This is a genomic window from Acidaminococcus fermentans (assembly GCF_009696675.1).
GTDB lineage: Bacteria > Bacillota > Negativicutes > Acidaminococcales > Acidaminococcaceae > Acidaminococcus.
Genome location: NZ_VULN01000001.1, coordinates 175,945 through 202,943, shown reverse-complemented (window position 1 = coordinate 202,943; position 26,999 = coordinate 175,945). Strand labels below are relative to the sequence as shown.

Annotated in this window: 19 protein-coding genes; 17 read left to right on the top strand and 2 right to left on the bottom strand. The window is 59.1% G+C overall.

Annotated features, from left to right (window positions below):
• Window positions 1-213: 213 nt before the first annotated feature.
• Genes FX155_RS00855 through gltS form a run of 3 tightly spaced genes read left to right on the top strand, consistent with a single transcriptional unit; the run spans window position 214 to window position 4,537 of the window.
• Window positions 214-2,238: a DNA internalization-related competence protein ComEC/Rec2 gene (locus tag FX155_RS00855; protein ID WP_195839588.1), complete on the top strand. Its 2,025-nt coding sequence runs from the start codon at window positions 214-216 to the stop codon at window positions 2,236-2,238.
• 12 nt (window positions 2,239-2,250) lie between these two features.
• Entirely contained in the window at window positions 2,251-3,321 is a 1,071-nt protein-coding gene (holA, locus tag FX155_RS00850; protein WP_022487229.1) for a DNA polymerase III subunit delta, read from the top strand.
• A 16-nt stretch (window positions 3,322-3,337) separates the two neighbouring features.
• Window positions 3,338-4,537: a sodium/glutamate symporter gene (gene gltS, locus FX155_RS00845; RefSeq protein WP_154487368.1), complete on the top strand. Its 1,200-nt coding sequence runs from the start codon at window positions 3,338-3,340 to the stop codon at window positions 4,535-4,537.
• 406 nt (window positions 4,538-4,943) lie between these two features.
• Here the strand turns inward: gltS and FX155_RS00840 are convergent, their stop codons facing one another.
• Window positions 4,944-6,230 (bottom strand): Na+/H+ antiporter NhaC family protein, encoded by a 1,287-nt coding sequence (locus FX155_RS00840; protein WP_195839587.1) that lies wholly within the window; start codon window positions 6,228-6,230, stop codon window positions 4,944-4,946.
• 122 nt (window positions 6,231-6,352) lie between these two features.
• Between FX155_RS00840 and FX155_RS00835 the strand changes: the two genes are divergently transcribed.
• Window positions 6,353-7,291 (top strand): LysR family transcriptional regulator, encoded by a 939-nt coding sequence (locus FX155_RS00835; RefSeq protein WP_022487232.1) that lies wholly within the window; start codon window positions 6,353-6,355, stop codon window positions 7,289-7,291.
• Between the two features lie 365 nt (window positions 7,292-7,656).
• Here FX155_RS00835 and FX155_RS00830 read toward each other — a convergent pair whose 3' ends face one another.
• Window positions 7,657-8,529: a YitT family protein gene (locus FX155_RS00830; RefSeq protein WP_154487364.1), complete on the bottom strand. Its 873-nt coding sequence runs from the start codon at window positions 8,527-8,529 to the stop codon at window positions 7,657-7,659.
• Window positions 8,530-9,118: 589 nt separating this feature from the next.
• Between FX155_RS00830 and ispE the strand changes: the two genes are divergently transcribed.
• From ispE to metG, 13 genes are all read left to right on the top strand, one after another.
• Entirely contained in the window at window positions 9,119-9,976 is an 858-nt protein-coding gene (ispE, locus tag FX155_RS00825; RefSeq protein WP_154487362.1) for a 4-(cytidine 5'-diphospho)-2-C-methyl-D-erythritol kinase, read from the top strand.
• Between the two features lie 6 nt (window positions 9,977-9,982).
• The gene (locus tag FX155_RS00820; protein WP_022486602.1) at window positions 9,983-10,708 is read left to right on the top strand and encodes a GntR family transcriptional regulator; all 726 of its coding nucleotides are present in this window, start codon (window positions 9,983-9,985) and stop codon (window positions 10,706-10,708) included.
• Entirely contained in the window at window positions 10,708-11,520 is an 813-nt protein-coding gene (gene purR / locus FX155_RS00815) for a pur operon repressor (RefSeq protein WP_022486601.1), read from the top strand. The genes FX155_RS00820 and purR overlap by 1 nt, the downstream gene beginning before the upstream one ends.
• Before the next feature lie 51 nt (window positions 11,521-11,571).
• The gene (gene ilvA, locus FX155_RS00810) at window positions 11,572-12,786 is read left to right on the top strand and encodes a threonine ammonia-lyase (RefSeq protein ID WP_154487360.1); all 1,215 of its coding nucleotides are present in this window, start codon (window positions 11,572-11,574) and stop codon (window positions 12,784-12,786) included.
• 20 nt (window positions 12,787-12,806) lie between these two features.
• Window positions 12,807-14,180: a bifunctional UDP-N-acetylglucosamine diphosphorylase/glucosamine-1-phosphate N-acetyltransferase GlmU gene (gene glmU / locus FX155_RS00805; RefSeq protein ID WP_154487358.1), complete on the top strand. Its 1,374-nt coding sequence runs from the start codon at window positions 12,807-12,809 to the stop codon at window positions 14,178-14,180.
• A 142-nt stretch (window positions 14,181-14,322) separates the two neighbouring features.
• A complete protein-coding gene (locus tag FX155_RS00800) occupies window positions 14,323-15,288 on the top strand; it encodes a ribose-phosphate diphosphokinase (protein WP_022486598.1) in 966 nt (321 codons plus the stop codon).
• Window positions 15,289-15,342: 54 nt separating this feature from the next.
• Window positions 15,343-15,957, top strand: a complete 615-nt coding sequence (gene pth, locus FX155_RS00795) for an aminoacyl-tRNA hydrolase (protein WP_154487356.1) — start codon at window positions 15,343-15,345, stop codon at window positions 15,955-15,957.
• Window positions 15,954-16,835: a UTP--glucose-1-phosphate uridylyltransferase GalU gene (gene galU / locus FX155_RS00790; RefSeq protein WP_154487354.1), complete on the top strand. Its 882-nt coding sequence runs from the start codon at window positions 15,954-15,956 to the stop codon at window positions 16,833-16,835. The genes pth and galU overlap by 4 nt, the downstream gene beginning before the upstream one ends.
• A 131-nt stretch (window positions 16,836-16,966) precedes the next feature.
• On the top strand, window positions 16,967-17,569 hold the full coding sequence (locus FX155_RS00785; RefSeq protein WP_022487224.1) for a nitroreductase family protein: 603 nt from the start codon (window positions 16,967-16,969) through the stop codon (window positions 17,567-17,569).
• Between the two features lie 527 nt (window positions 17,570-18,096).
• The gene (locus tag FX155_RS00780; RefSeq protein ID WP_154487352.1) at window positions 18,097-19,482 is read left to right on the top strand and encodes a sensor domain-containing diguanylate cyclase; all 1,386 of its coding nucleotides are present in this window, start codon (window positions 18,097-18,099) and stop codon (window positions 19,480-19,482) included.
• A 121-nt stretch (window positions 19,483-19,603) separates the two neighbouring features.
• Window positions 19,604-22,846, top strand: a complete 3,243-nt coding sequence (locus tag FX155_RS00775) for a hypothetical protein (protein WP_154487350.1) — start codon at window positions 19,604-19,606, stop codon at window positions 22,844-22,846.
• Window positions 22,847-22,853: 7 nt separating this feature from the next.
• Window positions 22,854-24,656: a DUF2357 domain-containing protein gene (locus FX155_RS00770; protein ID WP_154487348.1), complete on the top strand. Its 1,803-nt coding sequence runs from the start codon at window positions 22,854-22,856 to the stop codon at window positions 24,654-24,656.
• Window positions 24,657-25,045: 389 nt separating this feature from the next.
• Window positions 25,046-26,998, top strand: coding sequence for a methionine--tRNA ligase (gene metG / locus FX155_RS00765; RefSeq protein WP_154487346.1), 1,953 nt, complete (start codon window positions 25,046-25,048; stop codon window positions 26,996-26,998).
• Window position 26,999 lies beyond the last annotated feature (1 nt).

Below are 26,999 nucleotides of genomic sequence, written 5' to 3'. Positions count from 1 at the left end.
TTTTTGGGAGTTTTCATTGTATTTATCCGCAAAAAAGAACTCCCTGGGGAAGTCTGGATAGGGGTGTGCATGGGCTGTATGTTCTGCGCAGGAGCGTGGCGAAGTGGTATGGAAGAGACCGCAGCAGCCCGGATGACATCTGCCCTGTCCAAGAGAGATACATTTACAGGCAGAATCGTCCCAGGGACAGTCAAAAAAAGCCGACAGGGAAGCATGACTTTTTTAATGGAAGAAAAACGGGGCCGTATCCGGGTCTTTGTCCGAAAGGCTGGTTCCTTCCAACCAGAGTATGGGGTTGTCCAGGCAACAGGTCCTCTCCAACCGATTGATGGATTCTATAATCCGGGAGTTCAGATGCCGGAAGTAGGGGCAGCCATACGGGGAGAAGGGGGCAGACTCCAGGTGAACGGAAGGGACTGCCGGATCCTGTCCCAGAATCTGACATGGACGGACCGGATCTACAAATTGGGCAAAGCCTTGAGGCAGCAGCTGCGCCATTCCATGGCTCCGGAAGACAGTGCCCTGCTGGAAGGAATGATGCTGGGAGGCAGCCAGCAGATTTCGTCTGAGACACTCCGGATGTTCCAACGCTGTGGGCTGAGCCATCTGCTGTCCGTATCCGGCAGTCACGTGGCATTGCTGATGGGGATTCTTGCAGGAGGCGCCCGTTTGTTCCATATTCCCCGGAAGGCCGCCATTCCCTTGATTATGGTGCTGCTATTGGGCTATGGAGTACTTTGCGGGCTGCGGGCATCGGTGTGTCGGGCGGTGCTTCTGGGAATGGGAGTCCTCTTGGGCAGAGCAGGCCGCCGTCGGGCCAGAGGCACGGCCTTCCTGGGACTGGCTGCCATCCTGCTTCTTACCTGGAAGCCCTGGTGGTGCCGGGATCCAGGATTCCAGCTGTCTTTTACGGCAGCCCTTGGCTTAATGACTCTTCGCAGGTCTGTTGCTGAAAAATTGGGTGTTTTTCTGCCCTGCCCCTTGGCACAGGGACTGGCTGTACCCATCAGTGCTCAATTGCTGAGTCTGCCATTTCTGGTGGAACATTTCCATTCGTTGTCTCCGGTTTCTCTGTGGGCCAATTTACTTCTGGTCCCCTTGCTGTCTCTGTGTCTTACAGGAAGTGCTGTTGGCGCGGTCTTGGGATGTATGGGACTGATTGTTCCCGCAAGGCCTATCCTGGCCGGCGTTTCTCAGTTGCTGGGAACGGCTCTTTGGATGGGGAACAGCCTGGCCAGACTGCCGGGTACCCAGCTGGTTACGGGTCAAGTATCCTGGTGGCTGTGGCCACTGTATATTTTGCTGGTTCTGTCTGTATTGGAAATAGGGTGGTTCCAGCCATTCCGGTCCCGTCTGAGAACAGGAACCATAGCCGCTGCTTCTTTGGGACTGGTGACTGTACTGGCTCTGCCCAGGTTCCAATCCCAGCCATTTACGGTATATTTTCTGGATGTAGGGCAGGGGGACTGTGCTGTGGCTGTTACGCCGGAACGGGAAATCATCGTGGTGGATACAGGGGGATTGCCTGGACAGTATGATACGGGAGAACGGATCCTGGTTCCTTTTCTCCGGTGGTTGGGAGCTGATAAAGTGGATCTTCTGATTCTTAGTCACGGGCATCTGGATCATGCCGGGGGAGCAGCAGGCCTTTCTCACTGGTTCCCCATCTCCGCATTGGCCCTCCCTGCCCCCGATCTGACAGGAACTGATGGATTTCCCACCAAAACAGTAGCAAAACTGATATCTTTGGAACAATTTAGACAAAGCAGAAAAATTGTATACAAAATGCAAACAAACCAGAAAATATGCAAAAAAAAGAGTATAATACAAATTGTAGAAGCACCCACAGAATATAAGGAAGGAGGGGAGAATGAGAACTCTGGGATTGTCCGGCTGGTTTCCGGTCCTTACAGTGTCCTTTTTACCGGCGATGCTGCCGGGGAAGAGGAGCTGAGGGCGGCGGCCCGGGCTGTCCGCAGTGATGTGCTGAAGGTCTCTCACCATGGTTCCCGGTCTTCTTCCTGTCCGGAGTTCCTGGCCGGGGTTTCGCCCCGGCTGGGGGTGATCTCGGCGGGCCGGGGGAACCGGTTCGGCCACCCGCACCGGGAGGTGCTGGAGCGGCTGGACGGGCTTGGCATCCCGGTGGCCCGGACGGACACGGGAGGCGCCATCAAGGTGGTTTTTGACGGCAGGGGTCCTGTATGGTATAGTTATCGCTGGCAACAAGATTTTTTCTAGGAGTGGATCGATGTGAATACAACGGCTGATGTATTTCTGGAAAGTCTGCGGAAAAATCCAGCGTGTCCCCATGTTGTCATCGCCTGGGGAGAGGAGGAGTTCTTTAAGAAAGCCGTGGGCCAGGCGTTCCGCCAGCGGGCTTTTGCCCCGGATGCGGAACCGGCGGTCTGGAATTTCCAAAAGGACTTTGAACTGGAAGCACTGCGGGAAGCCATTAACAGCGTCCCTTTTTTCGGGGGCGGCAACTGGGTGGTCATTGAGGACCCCCGGATGCTGGGCGAAAAGGAAAAGAAGGAACGGAAGCCGGCAGGGAAGGGCAGGAAGAAAACGGCCACGCCTTTGGAGCAGTTCACGGAACTGCTGAAGGATGTGCCGGAGTATTCTTACGTCTATTGCCTGTGCACCAAGCTGGACAAAAGGCAGTCTTTTTACAAGACCATGAGCCGGGAGGCGGCGGTGGTGGAATGTGCCCCTGTCCGTGCCTACCAGCTCCAGCCCTGGCTGCGGAGCCAGGCGGAGGCCTATGGAGCCCGGTTCGCTCCGGATGCCATGAATCTGATCCAGGAATACGTATCGGCGGCGGAAACGGTGCCCCTGCTGTTTTTGCAGCAGGAAATCGCCAAGATCGCCCTGTACGCAGGGGACCGGAAGATCTGGCAGAAGGAGGATGTGGCCCGGATGTTCTCGCAATTGCCGGAAATCTCCGGCTTTGCTCTGGGGAATGCGGTGGAAGAAAGGAAGCTGGATAAGGTGCTGACTCTCTTGAAAGAGGAACGGACCACCAGCGGCAGCGAAGGGATCACGGGGATCGTATCCCGGCTCTTTGCTTCTTTGCGGCGGCTTCTCCAGGTGAAGGAACTGATGGCAAAAGGTGCTCGACAGGACGCGATTGCATCCACTCTGAAGATACACCCTTATGCGGTGAAGCTGGCCATGCAGCACAGCAATTATTTTACGAATGAATCCTTACAGACTTGCATGGTCGGACTGGCACAGCTGATGGGGGAGTCCCGGCAGGGGGGACGCAGCTGGTCGCGGCTTGAGGAAGTGTTGGTTACCCTTGTAGGAAAAAACAGAACTTAAAGGAGGAACGTAATAAATGTTTGCCTTGAATTCTTACCAAACTTTGGCTGTAGGTATCTTACTTTATTATTTGGGTAAATTTCTCAAACAGAAAATCAAATTTCTCCAAACCTATTGTATCCCCAACCCGGTTATCGGCGGTGTGCTGTTCGCTCTGATCAACCTGGCTCTGTTCGAAGCGGGCACCGGTGCCATCAAACTGGATACGGTGCAGCAGAGCTTCTTCATGAACATGTTCTTCACCAGCGTAGGGTTCAGCGCCAGCTATGCCCTGCTGAAAAAAGGCGGCCGTGATGTACTGATCCTGACCATCATCTGCGCCGTACTGATCACCTTCCAGGATATCATCGGGGTATCCCTGGCCAAGGCTACCGGCCTGCATCCCCTGCTGGGCCTGTGCGCCGGCTCCATTCCTCTGGTAGGCGGCCATGGTACTTCCGGGGCTTTCGGTCCCATGCTGGAAGGGATTGGCGTTGACCGTGCCACCACCGTGGCCATCGCCATGGCTACTTTCGGTCTGATCTCCGGGTCCCTGATGGGCGGCCCTGTGGCTCACCGTCTGCTGGAAAAATTCCATCTGCACAGCACCAAGGAAGACCAGGAAGGGGCCAATGAAAAGGCCCAGAGCATGGAAGAAAATGCCACCCTGGCCATGACTCCGGAAAACTTCATGCTGGCTACCGGCGAAATCCTGGTTGCCATGGGTATCGGGACCATCGTCAGCAAGTTCTTCACCAGCGTTGGCCTGACGTTCCCTGGATACATCGGATCCATGATCGTGGCTGCCATCATCCGGAACATCTCCGATAACTGCAAGGGGCTGCCTGTTCCCATGCAGGAAATCGGCACCGTCGGGGATGTGGGTCTGAACATTTTCCTGTCCCTGGCCATGATGAGCCTGCGGATTTGGGAACTGTTCGACATCGCCGGCCCTCTGGCCATCATCGCTGCTGTACAGGTTGTGTTCATGGCTCTCTACACCACCTTCGTGGTATTCAACGCCATGGGCAAGGACTACGATGCGGCTGTTGAAGTTTCCGCCGTGTGCGGCTTTGGTATGGGCGCAACCCCCAACGCCATGGCCAACATGAGCGCCATCACCGCCAACTATGGTCCGGCTCCCCGGGCATTCTTTGCGGTACCGCTGGTAGGGGCCATGTTCGTGGACTTCTGCAACTCCGGTATCCTGATGGTGTTCATCAATATGTTTAAATAAGATACGGAAAAAAAGGGACTGTTGCATGTGCAACAGTCCCTTTTTTAGTCGGAAGTCGGAAGCTTCAGGATAGGACCTGGCCGGATGAGCCAGGTCCTTTTGATTGTATAAAACCGGAGGCCAGGGAAGGGCGTGCCTGCGGCGCGCCCCTACGGCGTCAGGGTCGGAGGGTGGGATGGACAACGAGGTCTTCCGTCAGATCGGCGAACGTGGGCCGGCCATACGGGCGGCCCGCCTGCATCGGTCCTTCGGGGATCTGGTCCTGTCGACCGGATAGAATCCCCTGACCCCAACGCTGTAGGGGCTTGCCGAAGGCGAGCCCATCCCGGCCGCCCAGAGGGCCATAGGTTCAAAGCCGGATGCCGGGCATCCGGCCACCACCGGCCCCTGACAGGGACTTCTCCTGTCAGCCGGGTCTTTCCGTCCACAGATTCCACAGGGGCATCAGATACAGGTAGCAGGCCAGGGGAATGGAGGCGGCGGGAGCTCCGGCGGATTCCAGCACCACCGCGCAGGCAATGGACCAGGGCACCAGGGGGGCCAGGAGGACGGCGGTGTCTTCCAGGGTCAGGGCGGCCTTTTCCGGGGTCCAGGGCAGTTTCCGGCACAGCTGGTGGGTCAGGAGGATGGTGAAGGACTGGTTGCAGGCAATCAGGGAGGTGAACAGGGCGGTGAGGGTGGCGGCGGTCTGGCAGCCCCATTTCCGGGCCCAGCCCAGGCAGCGTTCCTGGAGCCCGTCCAGGAGGCCGGTGCCTTTGAAGATCCCGGCATAGGAGGAGGAAAGGCACACAATGGCCCCCACCCGGACCATGGACAGGATGCCGCCTCCATCGGTCAGGGAGGCCAGGGAGGGATCGGGAGCATGGTAGCCCCAGACCAGCACCTGGAGCAGGGCGGCCGGAGACATGTGCTGGACCAGCAGGCTGAGCAGGGAAGCCAGCAGGATACTTACGGCCAGGTTGGTCTTGACCGGCACCTGCAGCAGGCTCAGCACCAGGATGCTCAGGGCAGGGAGCAGCAGCAGGGGGGTGAAGGTGTACAGGCTGGCCAGGGCGGCGGCAGGGGCCGCAGTCTGTCCCTGGTGCCGGGACAGGAACCCCAGGGACAGGTAGAACAGGCTGGAGAGGACAAAGGGAACCAGGGTGGAACGGGCCATGTTCCGCAGGTTCCGGTACAGGTCGGTGCCGGTAAGGACGGCCACCAGCAGGGCACTGGTGGAAACGGGACTCATCCGGTCCCCGAAATACACCCCGGACAGGATGGCTCCCCCGGTAAACAGGGGCGGGATCCCCAGGCTGATGCCGATTTTCATGGTGATCACCCCCATGGTGGCGGCGGTGCCGAAGCTGGTGCCCAGCAAAAAGGAAATGCTGCAGTTGAGCCAGAAGGCCAGGAGCAGGAAAAGCGCCGGATGGATCAGCTGGCCGGCGGCGGTGACCAGGTAGGCAATGGTGCCGGCGGACCGCCACACCCCGGTGAGGAGGCCGATGAGCAGGAACACCAGGAAAATGGTCCGGACCCCCAGGACCCCCTCCCAGGCCATGGTGAGCACCTGAGGGAGGCTGTGGCCCTGATGGAGGCCGTAGCCGGCAAACAGCAGGAAGCCCAGGACCAGGGCACCCAGCAGGGGACCCTGGAACAGGACGAATGCCAGAAGGATGAGACAGAACAGCAGCAGTACGCGGTTTTCCATAAGAAGGGCTCCTTTCGCAACCTTGGATACCTGCAGTGTACCAGTTTTCATCATCGTATACAAACTGTTAATAAAAGTATATAATACAGGTAAAAGACGATAATACGAAAGGAGAGAGTTCCATGAATTTCAACACCATCCGGTATTTCCTGATGACGGCCCAGGAGGCCAGTTTTTCCCGGGCGGCGGACCGGCTGTACATTACCCAGCAGACTCTCAGCGGCCAGATCGCGGCGCTGGAAAAGGAGCTGGGGTGCCGGCTGTTTGTCCGGAAGGTGCCCCTGCAGCTGACCTACGGAGGGGAGGTGTTCCTGGAGTATGCCCGGCGGTTCCAGGGGGAATACCGGTCCCTGGGCCAGGCTTTCCAGGACATCAATCACCGGGACCGGGGCCGGCTGAAAGTGGGAATCGCCTATACCCGAGGTCATATCCTGCTGCCCAGGGTGCTGGGGGAATTCCAGGCCCGGTATCCTCTGATGGAAGTGGAGATCCGGGAGGACAGCAACGCGGAACTGCTCCGGCAGCTGGAGGAAGGGGGGACGGACCTGGTGGTGGCCTATTTCCCTGAAGCTATCCCCGGGATCCGGACCCGGGTGATCCAGCAGGAGGAAATCCGGCTGCTGGCAGACCGGAAGCTGCTGGAGCGGCAGTATGGGGCAGGGACGGACCAGGTGATCCGGAAGCTGCAGGAAACCCGGGATGCCCGGGTGCTCCAGGCCTGTCCTTTCCTCCGGACTGACGAGGCGGACCTGGCAGGGTATCTGGTGGCCCGGTACCTGAAGGGCCTGAAGTTCCAGCCCCGGCAGAAGGTGAAGTCCCACAACCTGGAGCTGCTGCTGGAAATGTGCGTGGCCGGGGCAGGGGTGTGTTTTTCTCCGGATTACCTGGTGGAAGGGTTCCTGAAGCCGGACCAGCGGAAGGATCTGGTGGAGGTGCCCCTGGGGAAGGAAATGAGTTATCCCATCTGTTTCGGATGGAAAGAAGAGGGCCGCACCTGGAGCATGGTGGAAAAGTTCATGGAATGTGCGGAAAAAGTCCGGGAGCCAGTCTCCAGGCTCTAGTCTCTAGCCGATGGAAGGAACCCGCAAGGCGGGTTCCTGGGAATATAGGAAAATAGCAGGCCAGGGAAGGGCGTGCCTGGTGCGCGCCCCTACGGCGTCAGGGTCGGAGGGGGGAAAACAACGGGTTTCATCGAAGGGTCGCCTGGCTGGGATCGGGGTGGATCTCAACGGTCAGGGAAACGGATCCTTTGACAACCCCGTTCCCAGGATCGCCGCAGTGATCCCCTGACCCCAACGCTGTAGGGGCTTGCCGAAGGCGAGCCCATCCCGGCCGCCCAGAGGGCCATAGGTTCAAAGCCGGATGCCCGGCATCCGGCCACCATCGGCCGCTGACCGCTGACAGGGCTGCTGCAGCGCAGCAGCCCCTACTTCCTCAGCCTCCGCTCCTCTTCCAGATCCAGGTTGGGCTGGGTGAAGCCTCTGCCGAACACGTTGTTGGCGTCCTGGATGGTTACGAAGGCCATAGGGTCCACTTCTTTGATGATGGTTTCCAGGTGGGCCAGCTGGGTGAGCTTCACCACCACCAGGATCACCTGGAGGGGCCGGCGGGTGTAGCCCCCTTCTCCGTGGAGGATGGTGACCCCCCGGTTCACTTCGTCCATGATCCGCCGGCTGATCTCTTCCGCGTGGGTGGACACGATGATCACCTGTTTCTTGTAGTCGAAGCCCACCATGAACAGGTTGGTGGCCTTGAAGGTGATGAAGAACAGCACCAGGCTGTAGAGCACCGGGGTGAGCCCCAGGAACACCACGGCGGCCAGCATGACGCAGCAGTCGAAGAGAAAGTTGGTGGTGCTTACGGAAATGTTGTAGTATTTTTTGGTAAGGAAGCCCAGGATGTCCACCCCGCCGGTGGAGGCTTCGGACCGGTACACCAGGGCTCCGCCCAGGCCGCCCAGGGCGCCCCCGGCCATGCAGCACAGGAGCTTGTCCGGGATGTTCACGTAGGCCTGGACAAAGGCGGTGCCGTCCAGGGCCAGGGAGAACAGCACGGTGCCGATGACACTGTCGATGAAGAACTGGCGGCTCATGAATTTCCAGGCTATGTAGAACAGGGGGATGTTGAAGATCAGGCTGGTGATCCCCGGGGGCCAGCCGGTCAGGTAGTACAGGATGATGGATACCCCGGAGATGCCGCCGGACAGGAAATGGTGCTGGACGAAGAAGGCGTTGATGGAAAGGGCCATCAGCAGGCATCCCAGGGCGGTGATGCAGTAGCGGATGATATTCTTTTTCAATGGCAGGACCTCCTTTGGGGGCTGGCAGGGCAGCCCCGGTGTATGGGGAAAAGCGGCAGGGCCGTTTTGCAGTTGGAAGGAACCCACAAGGCGGGTTCCTGGAAATATAGGAAAACCGGCGGCCATGGAAGGGCGTGCCTTTGGCGCGCCCCTACGGCGTCAGGGTCGGAGGGTGGGGGACAACGGGGTTCATCGAAGGGTTGCCTGGCTGGGATCCCCGGATCGCCGTGATGATCCTCTGACCCCAACGTTGTAGGGGCTCCCCGCAGGGGAGCCCTTCCCGGCCGCCCAGAGGGCCAATCCATTCAAAGCCGGATGCCGGGGGCATCCGGCCACCACCGGCCGCTGACCGCTGACAGAGGCGCCCCCCCAGGCCGCCTTCCCCATTGTACCATTTTCCCCACATTTCCGACAGCCGGTGACTGAAAATTATAATTAAAGAACGTTCGTGAAAAATTTTTGAAAAAATGTTCATAAAAACCCCTGTCAACTCTTGCGGCAAATGGGTTTTCACGGTACAATAAATGAATACAGAATACACAATCATTTTTTGCGGGGGGACTTCCCCTGATGGACAAAGGAGCAAACCATGGAGCGGAAGGCATACGGTAAAATCAATCTGGGGCTCAGCGTGCTGGGCCGCCGTCCTGACGGCTATCATCAGGTGGACATGATCATGCAGTCCATTTCCCTGGCGGACACTGTTTCCTTTGCCCCGGGGGAGGGACTGTCTCTTGTCTGCGACAACCCGGACCTGCCCTGTGACGGCAGCAACCTGATGGTGAAGGCGGCCCGGGCGTTCGGCGCAAAAACCGGTCTGGCCGTCAACTGGCACCTGGCCTGCACCAAAAGGATCTTCCTGGCGGCAGGGCTGGCCGGGGGCAGTACGGACGCAGCGGCGGTGCTCCGGGGGCTCAATGACCTTTGCGGGCAGCCTCTGGACCGGCAGGCCCTGGAGGAACTGGCGGCCAGCATCGGCAGCGACGTTCCTTTCTGTCTGTACGGAGGCACCCAGAGGGCCCGGGGACGGGGGGAAAAAATGACCGTCCTGCCCCCGGTGCCCCGGCTGGATCTGGTCCTGGCCAAACCCCGGAACCTGGGGGTATCCACCGCCTGGGTCTACGGGGAAATGGACCGGACCCCCGGCCGGGTGCCCCTGGATATCCGGGGACTGGAAAATGCCATCCGCCAGGGGAACCGGCAGGGGATCCTGGATAGGATGGGCAACGACCTGGAACGGGTGACGGTGAACCGGTATCCGGTGCTCCAGGAGCTGAAACAGGAACTGACGGCCCTGGGGGCGGAAAAGGCCCTGATGAGCGGCAGCGGCCCTACGGTGTTCGGGATCTTCCCGGACCGGCAGGCGGCGGCCCGGGCGGCAGAATACCTGGCAGGGAGACAGCAGGATATACAACTTGAAGTGGCACATACGGTTGAGGAGGCATAGTTTATTATGGTGCGGCAATTGAAACAGATTCCTTTGGACAATTACAGACCCCTGCGGGATGTGGTGGTGGACAACATCCGCCAGGCCATCATCAGCGGACAGTTCCCGGCAGGGATGCGGCTGATGGAACTTCAGCTGGCGGAAGAGATGGGGGTCAGCCGGACCCCGGTACGGGAAGCCATCCGGAAAATGGAACTGGAGGGCCTGGTGGTGATGATCCCCCGGCGGGGCGCCTATGTGGCGGACATTTCCATCAAGGACATCAACGAAGTGTACGAGATCCGTACGGCCCTGGACGTTCTGGCAGCGGGACTGGCGGCGGAACGGATCGGGGATGACGAGATCAAGGAGATGAAGACCCTGCTGGATGCGGACAAGCCTCTGGTGGCGGCCAAAGATTATCCCCGGATCATCGAAAACGATACGGCGTTCCATGATGTGATCTACAAGGCCAGCCGGAACCGCCGGTGCATGAACATCATCAGCAACCTGCGGGAACAGATCACCGCCATCCGGGGCCGGTCCATGCCTTACCCCGGCCGTCTGGACGATATGATCAAGGAACACCAGGCCATTTATGACGCCATTGCCCAGCGCAGTGTGGACAAGGCCCAGAAGGCGGTGCGGACCCATATGGAAAACGCGGAACGGACCCTGCTGAAGGTCATCGAAGCCAAGGAAAAGGAACACGCTGACCAGAAGGCAGGGAACAAGAAGGAGGGGAATGCATAATGGCACGGATCAAACGACTGGAACGTATTGTGGCACTGACCAAAGAACTGAACGATCATCCTTTTCAGCTGTTTCCTTTCAGCTATTTCTGTGAAAAATTCGCCGTGGCCAAAAGCACCCTCAGCGAAGATGTCCAGACTGTCCGGAACGGGCTGTCCACCTACGATCTGGGAATCATCGAAACCGTGGCGGGAGCCAGCGGGGGGGTCCGGTTCATTCCCTATCATTCTCCTGAAGCAGACAACGAATTCCTCTGGACCCTGGCCAAACGGCTCAACGACCCTGCCCGGCTGCTTCCAGGGGGAATGATCTACATGAACGACCTGCTGTTCGATCCCCAGATTTCCTTCCGGCTGGGGGAAATCATCATGCAGCGGACCCTGGAACTCCAGCCGGACTACATTATGACTGTGGAAGCCAAGGGGATCTCCCTGGCCCTGGCCACTGCCCGTGCCTTCAACATCCCTATGGTGATGGCCCGGAAGGAAGCCCGGATCACTGAAGGCCCGGCGGTTTCCATCAGCTATGTGAGCGGCTCCAGCAAGAAGATCCAGACCATGAGCCTGCCCCGGAAGGCCCTGGCCCCCAAGAGCCGGGTACTGGTGGTGGACGACTTCATGCGGGCGGGGGGCACCGCCCGGGGCATGCAGGAACTGGCGGAAGAAGTGGGGGCCGAAGTGGTGGGCACCTACCTGTTCATTGCCAGCCGGGAGCCGGAAAAGAAGATCGTCAGCGAATATGCGTCCCTGATGACCCTGAAAGGGGTGGATGACGAGACGAAAGCCATCGACATCGTCCCGGAAATGCTGTAACAGATCCATCATATTTTGCCGTACCCAATACCCAAAAAAGGAGAGATTCCCATGACAGACACAACCATCACCCTGGAAACCATCCGGGCTGCCCAGGAGCGGCTGGAAAAGCTGGTCCACAAAACCCCGCTGGAACACAACCATACCTTCAGCACCATCAGTGAGCGGGACGTGTTCCTGAAGCTGGAAAACCTCCAGCGCACCGGGTCCTTCAAGGTCCGGGGGGCATCCAACTGCATCATGACCCTCAGCGAGGAACAGAAGGCCAAGGGGATCATCGCTGCTTCTGCCGGGAACCATGCCCAGGGGGTGGCCCTGGGGAGCCGGATGGCCCACTGCAAATCCACGGTGGTGATGCCGGAAGGGGCGCCTCTGGCCAAGGCGGAAGCCACCAAAGGCTACGGGGCGGACGTGGTGCTTTACGGGAAGACCTTCGACGAATCCCTGGCCAAGGCCCAGGAGATCCAGAAGGAAACCGGCGCCTATTTTGTCCATCCCTATGACGACCCGGCGGTGATCGCCGGCCAGGGGACCATCGGCCTGGAGATCCTGGAACAGAATCCCTACATCGAAAGCATCGTGGTGCCGGTAGGGGGCGGGGGCCTTCTGGCCGGGATCGCCGCGGCAGTGAAGCAGGTGAACCCCAAGGTGAAGGTGTATGGGGTCCAGACGGAACAGGCTCCGGCCATGTACCTGTGCAAAAAGGAAAACAAATGGGTGACCCACGGGGTGGGCAAGACCATCGCCGACGGGATCGCCGTAGGGATCCCCGGGAAGCTCACCTGGGACCTGATCAACAAATATGTGGACGACATGCTGCTGGTGAACGAAGAGGACATCTGTGCCGCCATGCTGCTGATGCTGGAGAGGGGCAAGATGGTGGTGGAAGGAGCCGGGGCAGCGCCTCTGGCAGCCCTGCTGCACCACATCGTCCCGGGCAGCGACCGGGCGGCAGCGGTGATCAGCGGCGGGAACATCGACGTGAACACCATTTCCCAGATCATCGAACGGGGGCTGGTGCGCACCGGCCGGCGGGTCCGGATGGTCACCTGGATGGTGGACCGGCCGGGGGAACTGCTGAAGTTCGTCAGCTATCTGGAAGAAATGAAAATCAACATCCTCTACATCAACCACGACCGGGCAGACCGGTCCGTGCCCCTGGGGGTGACCCGGGTGGAACTGGATGTGGAGACCCGGAACGCGCAGCATTCCAAAGAAGTGGCGGATACCCTGCGCAAGGCGGGCTACAAAATTGAACTGCGGTAATTTTTAGGAGGCAAGGAAGAATGGCAGATTTGGCGGCAATTATCCTGGCGGCAGGGAAGGGGACCCGGATGAAATCCAAGCTCCCCAAGGTCCTGCATAAACTGAGCGGCAAGCCCATGCTGGAACATGTGCTGGACGCAGCGGACGAAGCAGGGGCGGACGACAAGATCGTGATCGTGGGCTTCGGTTCCGAACAGGTGACGGAATTTTTGGGGACCCGGGCCCGGGTGGCAGTCCAGGAAGAACAGCTGGGCACCGGCCATGCGGTGCTCCAGGCCCGGGACCTGCTGGGAGATGCAAAAGGGACGGCGCTGATCCTCTGCGGGGATACGCCACTCCTGGAAGGGGAAGAACTGAAGAAGTTCTATGAAACCCACCTGAAAAACGGCGCCGGGGTCAGCGTGCTTACGGCGGAAGCTCCGGATCCTTTCGGCTACGGACGGATCCTCCGGGACGATGCCGGCCAGGTTACCGGCATCGTGGAAGAAAAGGACGCCACCCCGGAACAGCGGAAGATCCGGGAAATCAACACCGGGATCTACTGTGTGGAACTGCCCCTGCTGTTCGACCTTCTGGTGAACCTGAAGAACGACAATGCCCAGGGGGAATACTACCTGACGGACATCCTGGCGGAATGCCTGAAACGGGGCCGTTCGGTGGCCGGGATCAAAACCGGGGATTTCGACATGGTCATGGGGATCAACTCCCGGCGGCAGCTGGCGGTGGCCCAGAAGGTGATGAATGAACGGATCCTGGGGAAACTGATGGACAGCGGGGTCACGGTGATGGATCCTGCCAGCACCTTTGTGGAAAAATCCGTGAAGGTGGGCCGGGATACGGTGCTCTATCCCTTCACCTGGCTGGAAGGGGAAACGGAGATCGGGGAAGACTGCGAAGTGGGACCCCAGGTCCGGTTCACCAATGTGAAAGTGGGGAATGACACCCATATCCAGTTCGCCTACGCCCATGACTGCCAGGTGGGCAACGGGGTCCACATGGGACCCTACGACCATCTGCGGCCCAACACGGTGATCGGGGACAAGGTGAAGATGGGGAACTTCGTGGAAGTGAAGAACTCCAATGTGGGAGTGGGCACCAAGCTGCCCCATCTCCAGTATATCGGGGACAGCGACATCGGCAGCGGGGTGAACATGGGCTGCGGCACCATTACCGTGAACTACGACGGGAAGGTGAAGCACCGGACGGTGATCGAGGACGACGCCTTCGTAGGCTGCAACAGCAACCTGGTGGCCCCGGTGACCATCGGCAAAGGCAGCTACATCGCCGCCGGCTCCACCATTACCAAGGATGTGCCGGAAAACGCCCTGGGGGTAGCCCGGGGGAAACAGGTGAACATCCCCGGCTGGGCGGAAAAGTACCGGAACAGGAAATAAAAAAGGGGCCTTGGGCCCCTTTTTTGGCCGCGGCCAAAAATGAGAGGCTGTTGCCTCTCATTTTTTTCCCTTGCCACAAACCTCAATGAGTTGTATACTTTTTAATAGAATTACATTATAAAGCAGTGGGGGTATTGATTGTATGTTGGGTGATAAAACAGGCGAAGACATGGCGATTTTCTCCGGGAACGCCAACCCTGATCTGGCACGTGAAATCGCTGCCTATCTGGGAACTACGGTTGGGGACGCGGTGATCAACCGGTTCAACAACGGAGAAGTCCAGGTCATGATCAATGAAAGTGTCCGGGGCAAGGATGTATTTGTGATCCAGCCCACCTGCGGACCGGCTGTCAACGACAACGTGATGGAACTGCTGATCATGTGCGACGCCTTCAAGAGAGCCAGCGCACGGCACATTACCGCAGTGGTTCCCTTCTACGGCTATGCCCGTCAGGACAGAAAGGCCCGGGGCCGGGAACCCATCACTGCCAAACTGATGGCGGACCTGATGACCGTTTCCGGGATCACCCGTCTGGTGACGGTGGATCTCCATGCAGCCCAGATCCAGGGCTTCTTTGACATTCCTGTGGACCATATGCCCGGGGGCCCGATCCTGGCAGACTATGTGAAGGAAAAAGGCTTTGCACCGGAAGACATGGTGGTGATTTCTCCGGACCTGGGCGGGGTAAGCCGTGCCCGGAACATTGCCAACCGTCTGGAATGCGGCCTGGCCATCATCGACAAGAGACGGCCGGAACCTGGTGTGGCGGAAGTCATGAACCTGATCGGCAATGTGGAAGGCAAGATCTGCATCATGGTGGATGACATTGTGGATACCGCCGGCTCCCTGTGCGAAGGGGCCAAGGCTCTGAAGAAATTCGGCGCCAAGGACATCTACGCCTGCGTAACCCATCCCATCCTGACGGATCCGGCACTGAGCCGTATTGCCCAGTCCGAAATCAAGGAACTGATCGTGACCAACACGATTCCTCTGCCGCCCAACAAAAAGCATCCGAAGATTACCCAGCTTTCTGTGGCTCCGATCCTGGCAGAGACCATCCTGCGGATTTACAACCAGCTGTCCATCAGCCAGCTGTTTGAAATTTAAAGGGTAAAAGGGTGCTGCGGTGCAGCACCCTTTTTGCGTTTATAGGAGAATCTTATGAAACTAGTTGTTGCCCTGGGGAACATCGGGCGGGAATATGCCGGGACCCGGCACAATATCGGGTTCATGACCGCGGACATCCTGGCCAGCAGGTGGGGGGACACGGACGCCTGGCGGAAGGCGGACAATGCCGTTTACCTGGAAAAACGGATGCCGGAAAAATGCTGGGTGATCAAACCCACCACCTACATGAACAACAGCGGGGCGGCAGTGGTGGATTTTGCCAACTTTTACCACATCCCCCCGGAAGACGTGCTGGTGATCCAGGACGACATGGACCTGCCGGTGGGGACCCTGCGGATCCGCCGGAAAGGGTCTTCCGGAGGCCACAACGGCCTGAAATCCATTGAACGGGCCCTGGGGAGCCAGGCCTATCCCCGGATCAAGGTGGGCATCGGCCACCCGGTCCACCAGGAACAGGCGGTGATCAGCCACGTGCTCCATCCCTTCCAGGGAGAGGACAAGGAAAAGATCCAGGAAGCCCTGGAACAGGCCGCCGATGCGGTGGAAGCCTGGATGCAGGGGGCCGACGTGGGAGAACTGATGCAGCGGTTCAACAAAAAAGCACCCAAAAAGGCCGCCCATGAAGAAACAAAGGAGAATGCCCAATGATGAAAGTCCGTAAAGCCGTGATCCCGGCTGCCGGGTTCGGTACCCGGTTCCTGCCGGAAACCAAAGCCATGCCCAAGGAAATGCTGCCCATTGTGGACAAACCCACCATCCAGTATATTGTGGAAGAAATCCTCCACAGCGGCATCGAACAGATCCTGATCATCTCCGGCCACGCCAAACGGGCCATCGAGGACCATTTCGACAGCTCTCCGGAACTGGAAGAGCACCTGTACGAAAGCGGAAAGATGGAACTGTTGAAGCAGGTCCGGGCCATTTCCAGCATCAAGATCCACTATGTGCGGCAGAAATACCAGCGGGGCCTGGGGGACGCCATCCTCTGCGCCAAGGATTTCATCGACGGGGAACCCTTCGGTGTGATCCTGGGGGATGATGTGGTGTACAACGGCAGCGGTGAACCGGCCCTGAAGCAGCTCATGGACCAGTATGACAAGACCGGGGGCACGGTGATCGGCTGCCAGGTGGTAAAGCCGGAACAGGTGTCCGCCTACGGGATCATCGACGGGGAGGAAACCGACGACCACAACCTGCTGAAGGTGAAGGACATGGTGGAAAAACCCAGCGTGGAAGAGGCTCCCAGCCGGTTTGCCGCCCTGGGACGGTACGTGATCACCCCGGATGTGTTCGATGTACTGGAACAGACCCGGCCCGGGAAGGGCGGGGAAATCCAGCTCACCGACGCCCTCCGGGTGATGGCTCACAACGAAAGCGTCTATGCCTACAATTTCGAAGGGAAACGGTACGACACCGGTGACAAGCTGGGCTACCTGAAAGCCACCGTGGAATTCGCCCTGCGGAGACAGGACCTGGGCCCGGCGTTCAAGGCCTATCTGAAGGAACTGGCGGAGAAAATGGAATAGGGCTGTCATAGGAAAACCGCAGGCCACGGAAGGGCGTGCCTTTGGCGCGCCCCTTCCCTTTTCCCCACCCATATGGTATACTATACCCATCAAATGTACTTTGTAAAATAACAGTTAAGGGGATGAATATCATGACGGAACGGAATTTTTATCAGGCGGTGGCTCATCGGCGGACCAATTATGCCCTGGGGCGGAACATCCCGGTGAGCGAGGACACCATCATCGACACGGTGGAAAAGGTGACCCGGGAGGTGCCTTCGGCCTTCAACATGCAGAGCGGTCGGGTGATCGTGGCCCTGGGGAAGTACCATGACAAGGTGTGGGACATTGTGATGGAAACCCTGCGGAAAATCGTGCCGGCGGAGAAATTCGCTCCTACGGAAGCCAAGGTGAAGGGGTTTGCCGCTGCCTATGGCACCCTGCTGTATTTTGAGGAAACGGACACGGTGAAAAAGCTCCAGGAACAGTTCCCGGGGTACGCGGCCAACTTCCCGGTATGGGCCAGCCAGGGGAACGGGATGCTCCAGTTCGCCCTGTGGACGGCTCTCACGGACCTGGGGCTGGGGGTGAATATCCAGCACTACAACCCGATCATCGACGATGCCATCAAGGCGGCCTTCGAAGTGCCGGACAGCTGGACCCTGGTGGCCCAGATGCCCTTCGGGGAACCCACCGCTGATCCCAAACCCATCGAGAAACTGGATGTGAAGGAACGGGTGTGGGTGAAGAAGTAAGAGCAGCAACTCGGTCAACGGCCAAAGGAAAGAACCCGCCTTTTGGGGGCGGGTTCTTTTTTATGGAAGGAACCCCCAGGGCGGGTTCCTGGAAATACAGGAAAACCGCAGGCCACGGAAGGGCGTGCCTGCGGCGCGCCCCTACGGCGTCAGGGTCGGAGGGTAGGGAAACAACGGGGTTCATCGAAGGGTTGTCTGGCGGGGACCGGGGAATTGATCACAACGGTCAGGGAAACGGATTCCCCGACAATCCCGTTCCCAGGATCATCGTGATGAACTTTTGACCCCAACGACGTAGGGGCTTGCCGCAGGCGAGCCCGTCCCGGCCGCCCATAGCTATTGGGGCACCAGGGCATCTGGCCTCCACCTGCCGCTGACCGCGACCAAAGGGGCTGTCCATTCGGCAGCCCCTTTCCTGTATAGTCACCCGTATCTTTTCATGGTATAATAAAACTGTAAACTGACAATTTGGCTCACCATTCTACCCAGCAGCGGATGATGACAATGCCTGTAAGGGAGTGTATGCTATGGACGAAGACAGGATGGGGTTGGACCTGTTCCGGGATGTGCCGGCGGCCTATGCGGTGTTCCAGGTGATCCCCAATGAGGGGGGATCTGGAGCCATGGATGCCCGGTATGTCTATGTGAACCAGCTGTACTGCACCATTGCTGGCCGCGCCCCCAAGGATCTTTTGGGACACCGGTTCTTTGAGGTGTATCCCCAGGGGAACCCTTTGTGGATGGACTGCTGCCACCGGGCGGTGATGGAACAGACGGAAATCCGCAGCAGACTGTATGAGGAGAGCATCGGCCACTGGCTGGACTTTGCCGTAAAGCCCCTGGAGAACCATCCAGGGTGGGTGGCTTTTGTATTCATGATCGCGGACCGGGAACGGGAAGAGAGCCACGCCATGCGCCGGGGGATGATGACCGATGACGTGATCCTCCGGATCTTCCGGATCCTCAATGGAGAGGAAGGGTATGAGGCTTCCATGGACCATGCCCTGGAAGCCCTGGGAGAAATGATCCACCCGGATCGGCTGTATGTGCTGGAAACCGACGGGAAAACCGTCTCCAACACCTTTGAATGGTGCGCCCCGGGAATTGAACCGGAAATCCAGACCCTGCAGAACAAGGATTATCAGCTGTACATGGGAGGCTGGAGCCAGTTCCTGGAAAGTTCCACCTGTGTGCTGATTGAAGACATCGAACTGCTGCGGGAAGATGATCCGGTGGACTACGAGAACCTGAAGCGGCAGAACATCCAGCGGCTGATCGCCGCACCCTTTTACCTGCAGGGACAGATCGTGGGCTTTTTGGGAGCGGACAATTACGAGGTAAATGACCTGATCAACACTCGGGAAGTGCTGGAAACCATTTCCTATTTCCTCAGTTTCAAGATCCGGAACCACAAGCTGGTGAAACAGCTGGAGCATATGAGCCGGTATGACGCCCTGACTGGGGTCCACAACCGGAACGCCCTCCGGGAGACTCTCCACAGCCTGGCCCGGCAGGATCGTCCCCTGGGGGTGATCTACGCCGATGTGAACGGTCTGAAAGCCACCAACGACCAACAGGGCCACCAGGCCGGGGATGAGCTGATCCGCCGGGCCGTCGGGGTTTTGGTCCGGAACTTTTCCCGGGAGCAGGTGTTCCGGGAAGGGGGAGACGAGTTCCTGGTGCTGGCCCGGAACCTGGGGAAACGGGAATTTTCCCGCCGGGTGGAACAGATCCGCCGGGAACTGGCTGAAGACCCGGAACCCATCCTGGCTGTAGGGGCCCTGTGGCTGGAGGATTCCGCCCGGATCAGGCAGGCCATCCGCCAGGCTGACCGGGAAATGTACCAGGACAAGGCCGCCTATTATGCTCTTCACGAAAGAAGGCACAAAGGCTTGGAAGAGCGGAAGGGGTAGACCTCTTCCTTGACCCGGCCCCACATCCACGGGTATAATAAAGAAAGCCGCGCTTTTTGAGGCGTGGGCTTTCTTTTTATTTGTCAAATTACTCTTATATTTTATTTTTGGAGGTCACACCATGAAATCGCCGAAAAAGCCAAAATCTCCTGTTATACCCTCCTCCCTGACCGTTTCTGAAGAGGAACTGGAGAATATCAACGACCGGTATCTGCAGCTGATCTATGAAACCACCCCGGTGGAAGTGCTGCTGAAGCCCATGAAGGGGAACAGCCGGAAATACCGGAAATACATTATCCAGCTGGGGAAACTGGACAAACGGTCCCCCCGGGTCCGGGAAAAAATCGTCCCCTTTGCGGTGGAACTGTACAAGGAAGGGGACCGGATCTACCGGGATATTGCCGCCTATACCTTCCAGGCCTTCCTGGGCCAGGTATGCCGGAACCTGCAGCAGATTGTAGGGAAGGATCCGGAGAATATCAGGAAAATCTGCAAATACAGCCCGGATGCCATGGCGGAACTGCTGCTGAAATATGGACGGATCTGCCAGAATAAAAAGCAGCCCTTCCGTCCCAATGCCCTGTGGATGGTGCTGGAAATGGCCGGAATGCCCTATCCGGAAGGGAAACAGCACCAGGCGGAATCCCTGCTGAAGAAGAAGGAAAAGGAGGCCCGGGAAACCCAGGACTCCAAAGAGAAGAAAGGGGCCAAAGAGAACAAGGAAGCCAGGAACAGCAAAGAAAATAAAGATAACAAAGATAACAAAGATAACAAAGATAACAAAGATAACAAAGATAACCGGGAACCGGAAGCTTCCCCGGAAGAAGCCACGGAAGAACCGGCCTCCCGGAAGACCCGGAACAGCCGGAAATGGGACAAGGCCGCCCGGAACCGCCGGGGGAAGAAGAACGCCGCTCCGGAACCGGCCCCGGAAGAAACCCCGGCTCCGGCAGAAGAGGCAGCACCGGAAGAAACAGCCGCCCCGGCCCGGCCGGAAGCCCCGGAAACCCCTGCTCCGGAGCCCCGGAACGCCCCGGCTCCCCAGCCGGAAGCCGCCCCGGCACCGGCAGAACCGGCCCCGGCGCCTGACGAACCGGCCGCTCCGGCGGAACCGGAAGCCCCGGAAGAAGAACCCTTCACCACCTATGTGGGCCGGATCAACATTGTGGACAGCTTCTACAACTTCACCCCCATGGGGGTATGGGAACAGGGAACCTACCGGGCCCTGACCCCGGAAGAAATCGATGCCCTGATCCCCCGGGCGGAACAGTACAAGAACATCAACCTGTGGTACAGCCTCCACAGCGACCAGAAATACATGGAAGAACACTTCCACGAAAACGATATCGTCTTCCTGGACCTGGGACCCCATTCCCTGGTGGAAAACAAGGACAGCCAGGGGAATCTCCGGTCCACCGCCTACCGGGTGTTCTGCATCGACGCCCTGAAGGACGGCCGTCTCCGGTTCCCCTTTGGGGAAGGGCTCTATGAACAGGTGCCGGAGACCCATCTCCTGGATCCCCTTTCCATGGATACGGTGCTCCGGCTCCAGGAACCGGGCCTTTTCGCCGGCAAGCAGATCCTGCTCCAGCTCCGGGACGGGTGGATCGCCGGGCCCTATGAGGTCCAGAAGAACATCCGGTTCGGCTTCTTCCTCCAGAGCGATGTGCCGGAAAACCAGTACCTGTTGACCGCCTGCCCGCCGGAAGCCTGGCAGCCCGTCACCTTCTACCCGGCAGAAGGCACCTGGGCCAGCCGGCAGGAAAAGACGGAATGGGTGTTCTGGCACCGGGTGCCCGGGTCTCCCTCCCAGCTGGTGGACCGGGTGCCGGACGAAGTGCTCCTCCGGAGCCTGGTGAAATCCGTCCAGGTGGACGAAGGGGACCTGGTGAAGCCCGGGGTGCTGAAAAGCTTCCTGGAACGGGAAAAGACCCAGCTGTTCAGCGGTCTCCCGGCCCACATCCGCCAGGGACGGATCGCCCGGCTGGAAGCCATCCTGGAAGGGGACGACGCTGCCCGGGAAGGGTATGAACAGGTGGGGGACTTTCTCTACCGGCATCTGCTGGAAAACCTGAACAAGCGGTGGAGCCAGGACTTCATCACCGCCCTTTTGGAACGGTATCCGGACATCTGGCAGGACCTGGGCAGTGCCAAAGGGCTGCCCGCCCGCACCCGGAAGGCCCTGGCCCAGGCGGAACAGCGGAAGAACCAGAAGCCCCGGCCCCAGAGCCCGGAAGCACTGGCGGAAGCCATCAACAGCCTGCCTGCCTCCGGCACCAACAACCGGAAGGCCCTGGACTACCTGATCACTGCCATCCAGAAGGAACGGCCCCAGTACAGCCGGAACCTGATCCTGAACCTGCTGATCTGCACCCACCAGGGGTTCCTTACCGTATTCTCCGGGGCTCCCGGCAGCGGCAAGACCTCCTTCTGCAACCTGTTGGGGAAGGTGCTGGGGCTCACCCAGTTCGACCGGAAGATCGGGGAACAGGAATTCATGAGCACCGCCAACCGGTACATCCCGGTGTCCGTGGAACGGGGCTGGACCTCCAAACGGGACCTGATCGGGTACTACAACCCGCTGACCCGGACCTTTGAGGAAAGCAACCGGGACGTGTACGACGGGCTGAAGCTGCTGGACTGGGAAAAGACCCGGGGGATCCGCCAGTTCCCCTATTACATCCTGCTGGATGAGGCCAATCTGTCCCCCATGGAATACTACTGGGCGGACTTTATGAACGTGTGCGATGACTGGGACGGGGAACACACCCTGAGCCTGGGGTACAACCACCGGCTCCAGCTGCCGGAAACCCTCCATTTCCTGGCCACCATCAACAACGACCACACCACCGAGACCCTGTCTCCCCGGCTCATCGACCGGGCCTGGATCATCACCCTGCCCCGGACTGACGCGGTGCCGGAAATGACCCAGGGGATCAGCCAGGGGGATATCCAGCTGCTGTCCTGGAGCCAGCTGAAGAGCCTGTTCGACGTGGCGCCCCGGGAAAGCTGCCAACTGACCAGCGTGGAACAGAACGTGTACGACCGGATCAAAGCCCGGCTGGCAGAACAGAACATCTACCTGAGCATGCGGATCGAGCTGGCCCTCCGCCGGTACTGGAAGGTGGCCGCCCGGCTCATGGAACCGGAAGACCACATCCGGCCCGGGATCATCGCCCTGGACTATGCGGTGGCCCAGAAGATCCTGCCCAAACTCAGCGGCAACGGGGCGGAATACGAAAAATGGCTGATCCAGTTCCGGGACGACTGTGAAGGCAACCGGATGGTCCAGAGTGCGGCCCTGCTGGACCAGATCCTCCAGTGGGGGAACCGGCGGATGAAGTTCTTCCAGTTCTTCCACTAAGATGGCCATGGAACAATTCATCCGTCTCCGGGAACAGAACGGAGAAGTCCTGACCCTGCCGGTGACCCGGGAGCCCCGTCCCCATTCGGCGGAACGGGTGCTGGCCGCCGCCGGTCACCAGGGGGTGCGGGAAAACCTCCACTACGACCTGGAACTGCCGGGAGACTGGGACTGCACAGGGGCCGGGGTCTCCCTTAACGGGAAGCCTCTCAACAGTCTCTGGGACAGCCGCCGGCACATGATCCTGTTTCCCTACAATATCTTTGCCTACCATATGGGGCTGGTGGAACTGGAAATCACCCTCCAGAAAGGGGAGGAGCCGGGAGAGATCTGGTACACGGATCTGCTGCCGGTACTGATCCAGCCTTCCCAGCAGCAGGAAAACCTGAAGGCCATGGTGGAATACATCTACGCCCACCAGGCGCCGCTTTTGCGGGATAAAGCCCCGGAGGGCACCGGCCCGGACAGCCGGAACGGGTTCCAGGATTTCCTGTCCCAGCTGACCCTGGCAGAGGAGATCCTCCAGGTGTATGAGGAAAGCTACGGGTATTTCAAGGCCAACTGCCGGCATACCCTGGAAACCGCCGAAGTGGTGGACTGGACGGAAAAGGTCCAGACTGTCAGCCCCCACACCCTCCAGTACCTGGTCCGGCACCCGGAATACCTCCGGGAGGCCCCTTTCGGGATCCAGGTGGGGGACAAGCACTACCTGCCGGAAAAACTCCTGATGACCCAGGACAAAATGAGCCGGGACGTGTACGAGAACCAGGTGGTCCTCAGCTTCCTCCAGCGGATGCTCTACGACATCGGGGAGGAGGGAAAGGAAATCCGGGCCCTGGTCCAGGGGCTGGACCTGCCGGAAGCCGACCGGGAGGGGTACCAGCTGTCCTCCCAGGTGCTCTACGCCAACGCCGCCCACATGCTGAAGGGCTTCCTGGAACGGTGCGATGAGGTGGAGGAGCGGCTCCAGGAAATGTTCGTGTCCTACCGGCAGATTTTGCCGGTGACCCTGCTGGACGCCAGCCAGATGCCGGAACCTACGGAGCCCTTTTTCCGGGTGCCCCAGTATTACCGGATCTATCTGTGCATCCACCAGTGGTACCAGAACACCTGCCGCCACTTTCCCCGGGAGCGGATGCTCCTCAATTTGTACGAAAACACCTTCGTGTTCGAGATCTACTGCCTGGCCCGGCTGCTCCAGGGGCTCCGGCAGGAAGGGTTTGTACTGGAGGAATGCCGCCGGAAGGTGTACACCCTGGGCAGCCGGAACCTGTACGACCATTCCGGGTACCAGAACGTGTACCGGCTGGAGCGGGGGGACGAGGAACTGACCCTGTTCTTCCAGCCGGTGCTCACGGACCAGCCGGAACAGGGCCCGGGGGCCATCCACCTGTACCGGAACACCACCTACGCCTTCAAGCCCCTGGAAGAGGGCCATTATTACACCCCGGATTACCTGCTCCGGTGGAAGCAGGGGAACCGGGAGAACTACCTGATCCTGGACGCCAAGTACAGCTACCGGAAAAAAGTCCTCCAGGAACTGATGCCGGAAATGAGCTACAAATACCTGCTGTCTCTCAGCCCGGTGCCCTATGAAGAAAAGGGACAGCCGGTGGAAGTGGCGGTACGGGGCCTGGAGATCCTCTACGGCCTTACCCACGGAGAACAGCAGCTGGAAAGCTTCTACAACTGCCAGCTGCCGGTCAAAGAGATCCGCCCCGCCGCCAACGTGATTCCCTTCTCCGAAGAAGTGACCGAAGAAAACCAGCAGGAGAACATCCGGGAGCTGCTCCGGGAAGTGAGGGGATAAGGGCCGGTCAACGGTCAGCAGCCGAAGGAGACCATTTGCCGGGGGCAAATGGTTTTGAACGTATAAAACTGGAGGCCACGGAAGGGCGGGCCTTCGGCACGCCCCTACAGCGTTGGAATCGGGAGTCGACAACAACGGTCAGGGAAACGGAATTCCCCGACAACCCCGTTTCCTTGTCTCTGTGGAGATCCCTTGACCCCAACGGCGTAGGGGCTTGCCGGAGGCGAGCCCGTCCCGGCCGCGTTTGGCTTCCACCGGCCGCTGACCATTGACCGCTGACAAAAAGGGGCTGTTGCTCTTGCAACAGCCCCTTTTCCGTGCATCTCCCGCCCATTTGTGATATGATAATATACTAGAGCATTATTTTTATTTGACAAAGGGGAATGACCATGACGAAACCTGCTTTTTATATTACGACGCCCATTTACTATCCCAGCGCCGACCTGCACATTGGACATGCCTACTGCACCACCATTGCCGACACCATCGCCCGGTACAAACGGGCCAACGGCTTTGATGTCCAGTTCATCACCGGCAGTGACGAACACGGGCTGAAGATCCAGCGGAAGGCGGAATCCTTCGGGGTAAAGCCCATTGAATACACCGACAAGATCGTGGCGGACTTCAAGAAGCTGTGGGAGATGCTGGGGGTCAGCTACACCTCCTTCGTCCGCACTTCCAGCCCGGAACACGAAAAGACCGTCCAGACCCTGCTCCAGAAGGTGTGGGAACAGGGGGACATCTACAAAAAAGACTACGAAGGCCTGTACTGCGTGCCCTGCGAATCTTTCTGGACCGAACACCAGGTGGAGGAAGCCGGGGGCGTGTGCCCGGACTGCGGCCGTCCTGTGGAAAAGATGAAGGAATCCAGCTATTTCTTCCGGATGTCCAAATATGCGGACCGGATCCTGGAATACATCGAGACCCATCCGGATTTCATCCAGCCTGTTTCCCGCCGGAACGAAATGATCAACTTCATCAAACAGGGACTGGAAGACCTGTGCATCAGCCGGAGCAGCTTCGACTGGGGCATCCAGGTGCCCTTTGACCCCAAACATGTGGTGTACGTGTGGTTCGACGCCCTGCTGGCCTACTTCACCGGCATCGGTTTCGGTCAGGACATGGACAAATTCAACCGGTTCTGGCCGGCGGACCTCCACCTGGTGGGGAAGGAAATCGTCCGGTTCCATACCATTATCTGGCCGGCCATGCTGATGGCCATGGGCTTCGACCTGCCCAAGGAAGTGTACGGCCACGGCTGGCTGGTGGTAGACGGGGACAAAATGTCCAAGTCCAAGGGCAATGTGGTGGATCCGGTGCAGCCCATCAAAGAATTCGGCGCTGACGCCGTCCGGTATTTCCTGCTCCGGGAAATCAACTTGGGCAGCGACGGGAACTATTCCCGGAAGGGCCTGATCAAACGGTTCAACTCCGACCTGGCCAACGACCTGGGGAACCTCCAGTACCGGACCGTTTCCATGATTGACAAATACCACGGGGGCATCGTCCACAAGACCGTGGTGGACAGCGAAACCGATGAGAAGTTCCGCAGCCTGGCCGCCGAAACCCTGAAGAACTACCGGGCCGCCATGGACAGATACGCCCTCAACGACGGGATCAAGGCCATCTGGGCCTATGTGGGGGCCGCCAACAAGTACATCGACGAAACCACCCCCTGGATCCTGGCCAAGGATCCCGCCCAGGCCAAACGGCTGGAAGCGGTGATGTACAACCTGGCAGACGCGGTCCGGAACATCGCCATCCTGATCTCCTCCATGATGCCCTTCACCGCACCCAAGATCTTCGCCCAGCTGGGCCTGGAGACTCCAGAACAGTTCGACCTGAACGACGTGGCCTGGGGCAACTTCCCTGACGGCACCAAGGTGGCCAAGGGCCAGCCCATCTTCCCCCGGATCGAAGAAGAGGAAGAAGACAAGGCTCCGGAACCCAAAAAGGAAGCCAAACCGGCCAAAAAGGACAAGAAGGCGGAGAAAAAGGCTGAAGGGGTCGTGACCCCGGACCAGTGCACCATCGAAGACTTCGGCAAACTGGACCTGCGGGTGGGCACCATCCAGAAAGCGGAAAAAATGCCCAACGCGGACAAGCTGCTGAAGATCGCAGTGAAGGTGGGGGACGAAGTCCGGACCATCGTTTCCGGCATCGCTCCCTATTACAAGGAAGAAGAACTGACGGGCAAGAACGTGATCGTCATCGCCAACCTGAAGCCGGCCAAACTCCGTGGCGTGGAATCCCGGGGGATGCTGCTGGCCGCGTCTGACGGCCAGGGGAACCTGAAACTGGCGGAAGTGCCGGGGATCGCCTCCGGCAGCAAGGTGAAATAAC

What these genes read in the sequence shown, in the direction of transcription:
- glmU (WP_154487358.1), top strand. Translation starts at nt 12,807, where the DNA reads ATGGCAGATTTGGCGGCAATTATCCTGGCGGCAGGGAAGGGGACCCGG.
- FX155_RS00780 (WP_154487352.1), top strand. Translation starts at nt 18,097, where the DNA reads ATGGACGAAGACAGGATGGGGTTGGACCTGTTCCGGGATGTGCCGGCG.
- ilvA (WP_154487360.1), top strand. Translation starts at nt 11,572, where the DNA reads ATGACAGACACAACCATCACCCTGGAAACCATCCGGGCTGCCCAGGAG.
- purR (WP_022486601.1), top strand. Translation starts at nt 10,708, where the DNA reads ATGGCACGGATCAAACGACTGGAACGTATTGTGGCACTGACCAAAGAA.
- FX155_RS00775 (WP_154487350.1), top strand. Translation starts at nt 19,604, where the DNA reads ATGAAATCGCCGAAAAAGCCAAAATCTCCTGTTATACCCTCCTCCCTG.
- gltS (WP_154487368.1), top strand. Translation starts at nt 3,338, where the DNA reads ATGTTTGCCTTGAATTCTTACCAAACTTTGGCTGTAGGTATCTTACTT.
- metG (WP_154487346.1), top strand. Translation starts at nt 25,046, where the DNA reads ATGACGAAACCTGCTTTTTATATTACGACGCCCATTTACTATCCCAGC.
- pth (WP_154487356.1), top strand. Translation starts at nt 15,343, where the DNA reads ATGAAACTAGTTGTTGCCCTGGGGAACATCGGGCGGGAATATGCCGGG.
- FX155_RS00820 (WP_022486602.1), top strand. Translation starts at nt 9,983, where the DNA reads ATGGTGCGGCAATTGAAACAGATTCCTTTGGACAATTACAGACCCCTG.
- FX155_RS00840 (WP_195839587.1), bottom strand. Translation starts at nt 6,230, where the DNA reads ATGGAAAACCGCGTACTGCTGCTGTTCTGTCTCATCCTTCTGGCATTC.
- FX155_RS00835 (WP_022487232.1), top strand. Translation starts at nt 6,353, where the DNA reads ATGAATTTCAACACCATCCGGTATTTCCTGATGACGGCCCAGGAGGCC.
- galU (WP_154487354.1), top strand. Translation starts at nt 15,954, where the DNA reads ATGATGAAAGTCCGTAAAGCCGTGATCCCGGCTGCCGGGTTCGGTACC.
- FX155_RS00770 (WP_154487348.1), top strand. Translation starts at nt 22,854, where the DNA reads ATGGAACAATTCATCCGTCTCCGGGAACAGAACGGAGAAGTCCTGACC.
- FX155_RS00855 (WP_195839588.1), top strand. Translation starts at nt 214, where the DNA reads ATGACTTTTTTAATGGAAGAAAAACGGGGCCGTATCCGGGTCTTTGTC.
- FX155_RS00800 (WP_022486598.1), top strand. Translation starts at nt 14,323, where the DNA reads ATGTTGGGTGATAAAACAGGCGAAGACATGGCGATTTTCTCCGGGAAC.
- ispE (WP_154487362.1), top strand. Translation starts at nt 9,119, where the DNA reads ATGGAGCGGAAGGCATACGGTAAAATCAATCTGGGGCTCAGCGTGCTG.
- FX155_RS00785 (WP_022487224.1), top strand. Translation starts at nt 16,967, where the DNA reads ATGACGGAACGGAATTTTTATCAGGCGGTGGCTCATCGGCGGACCAAT.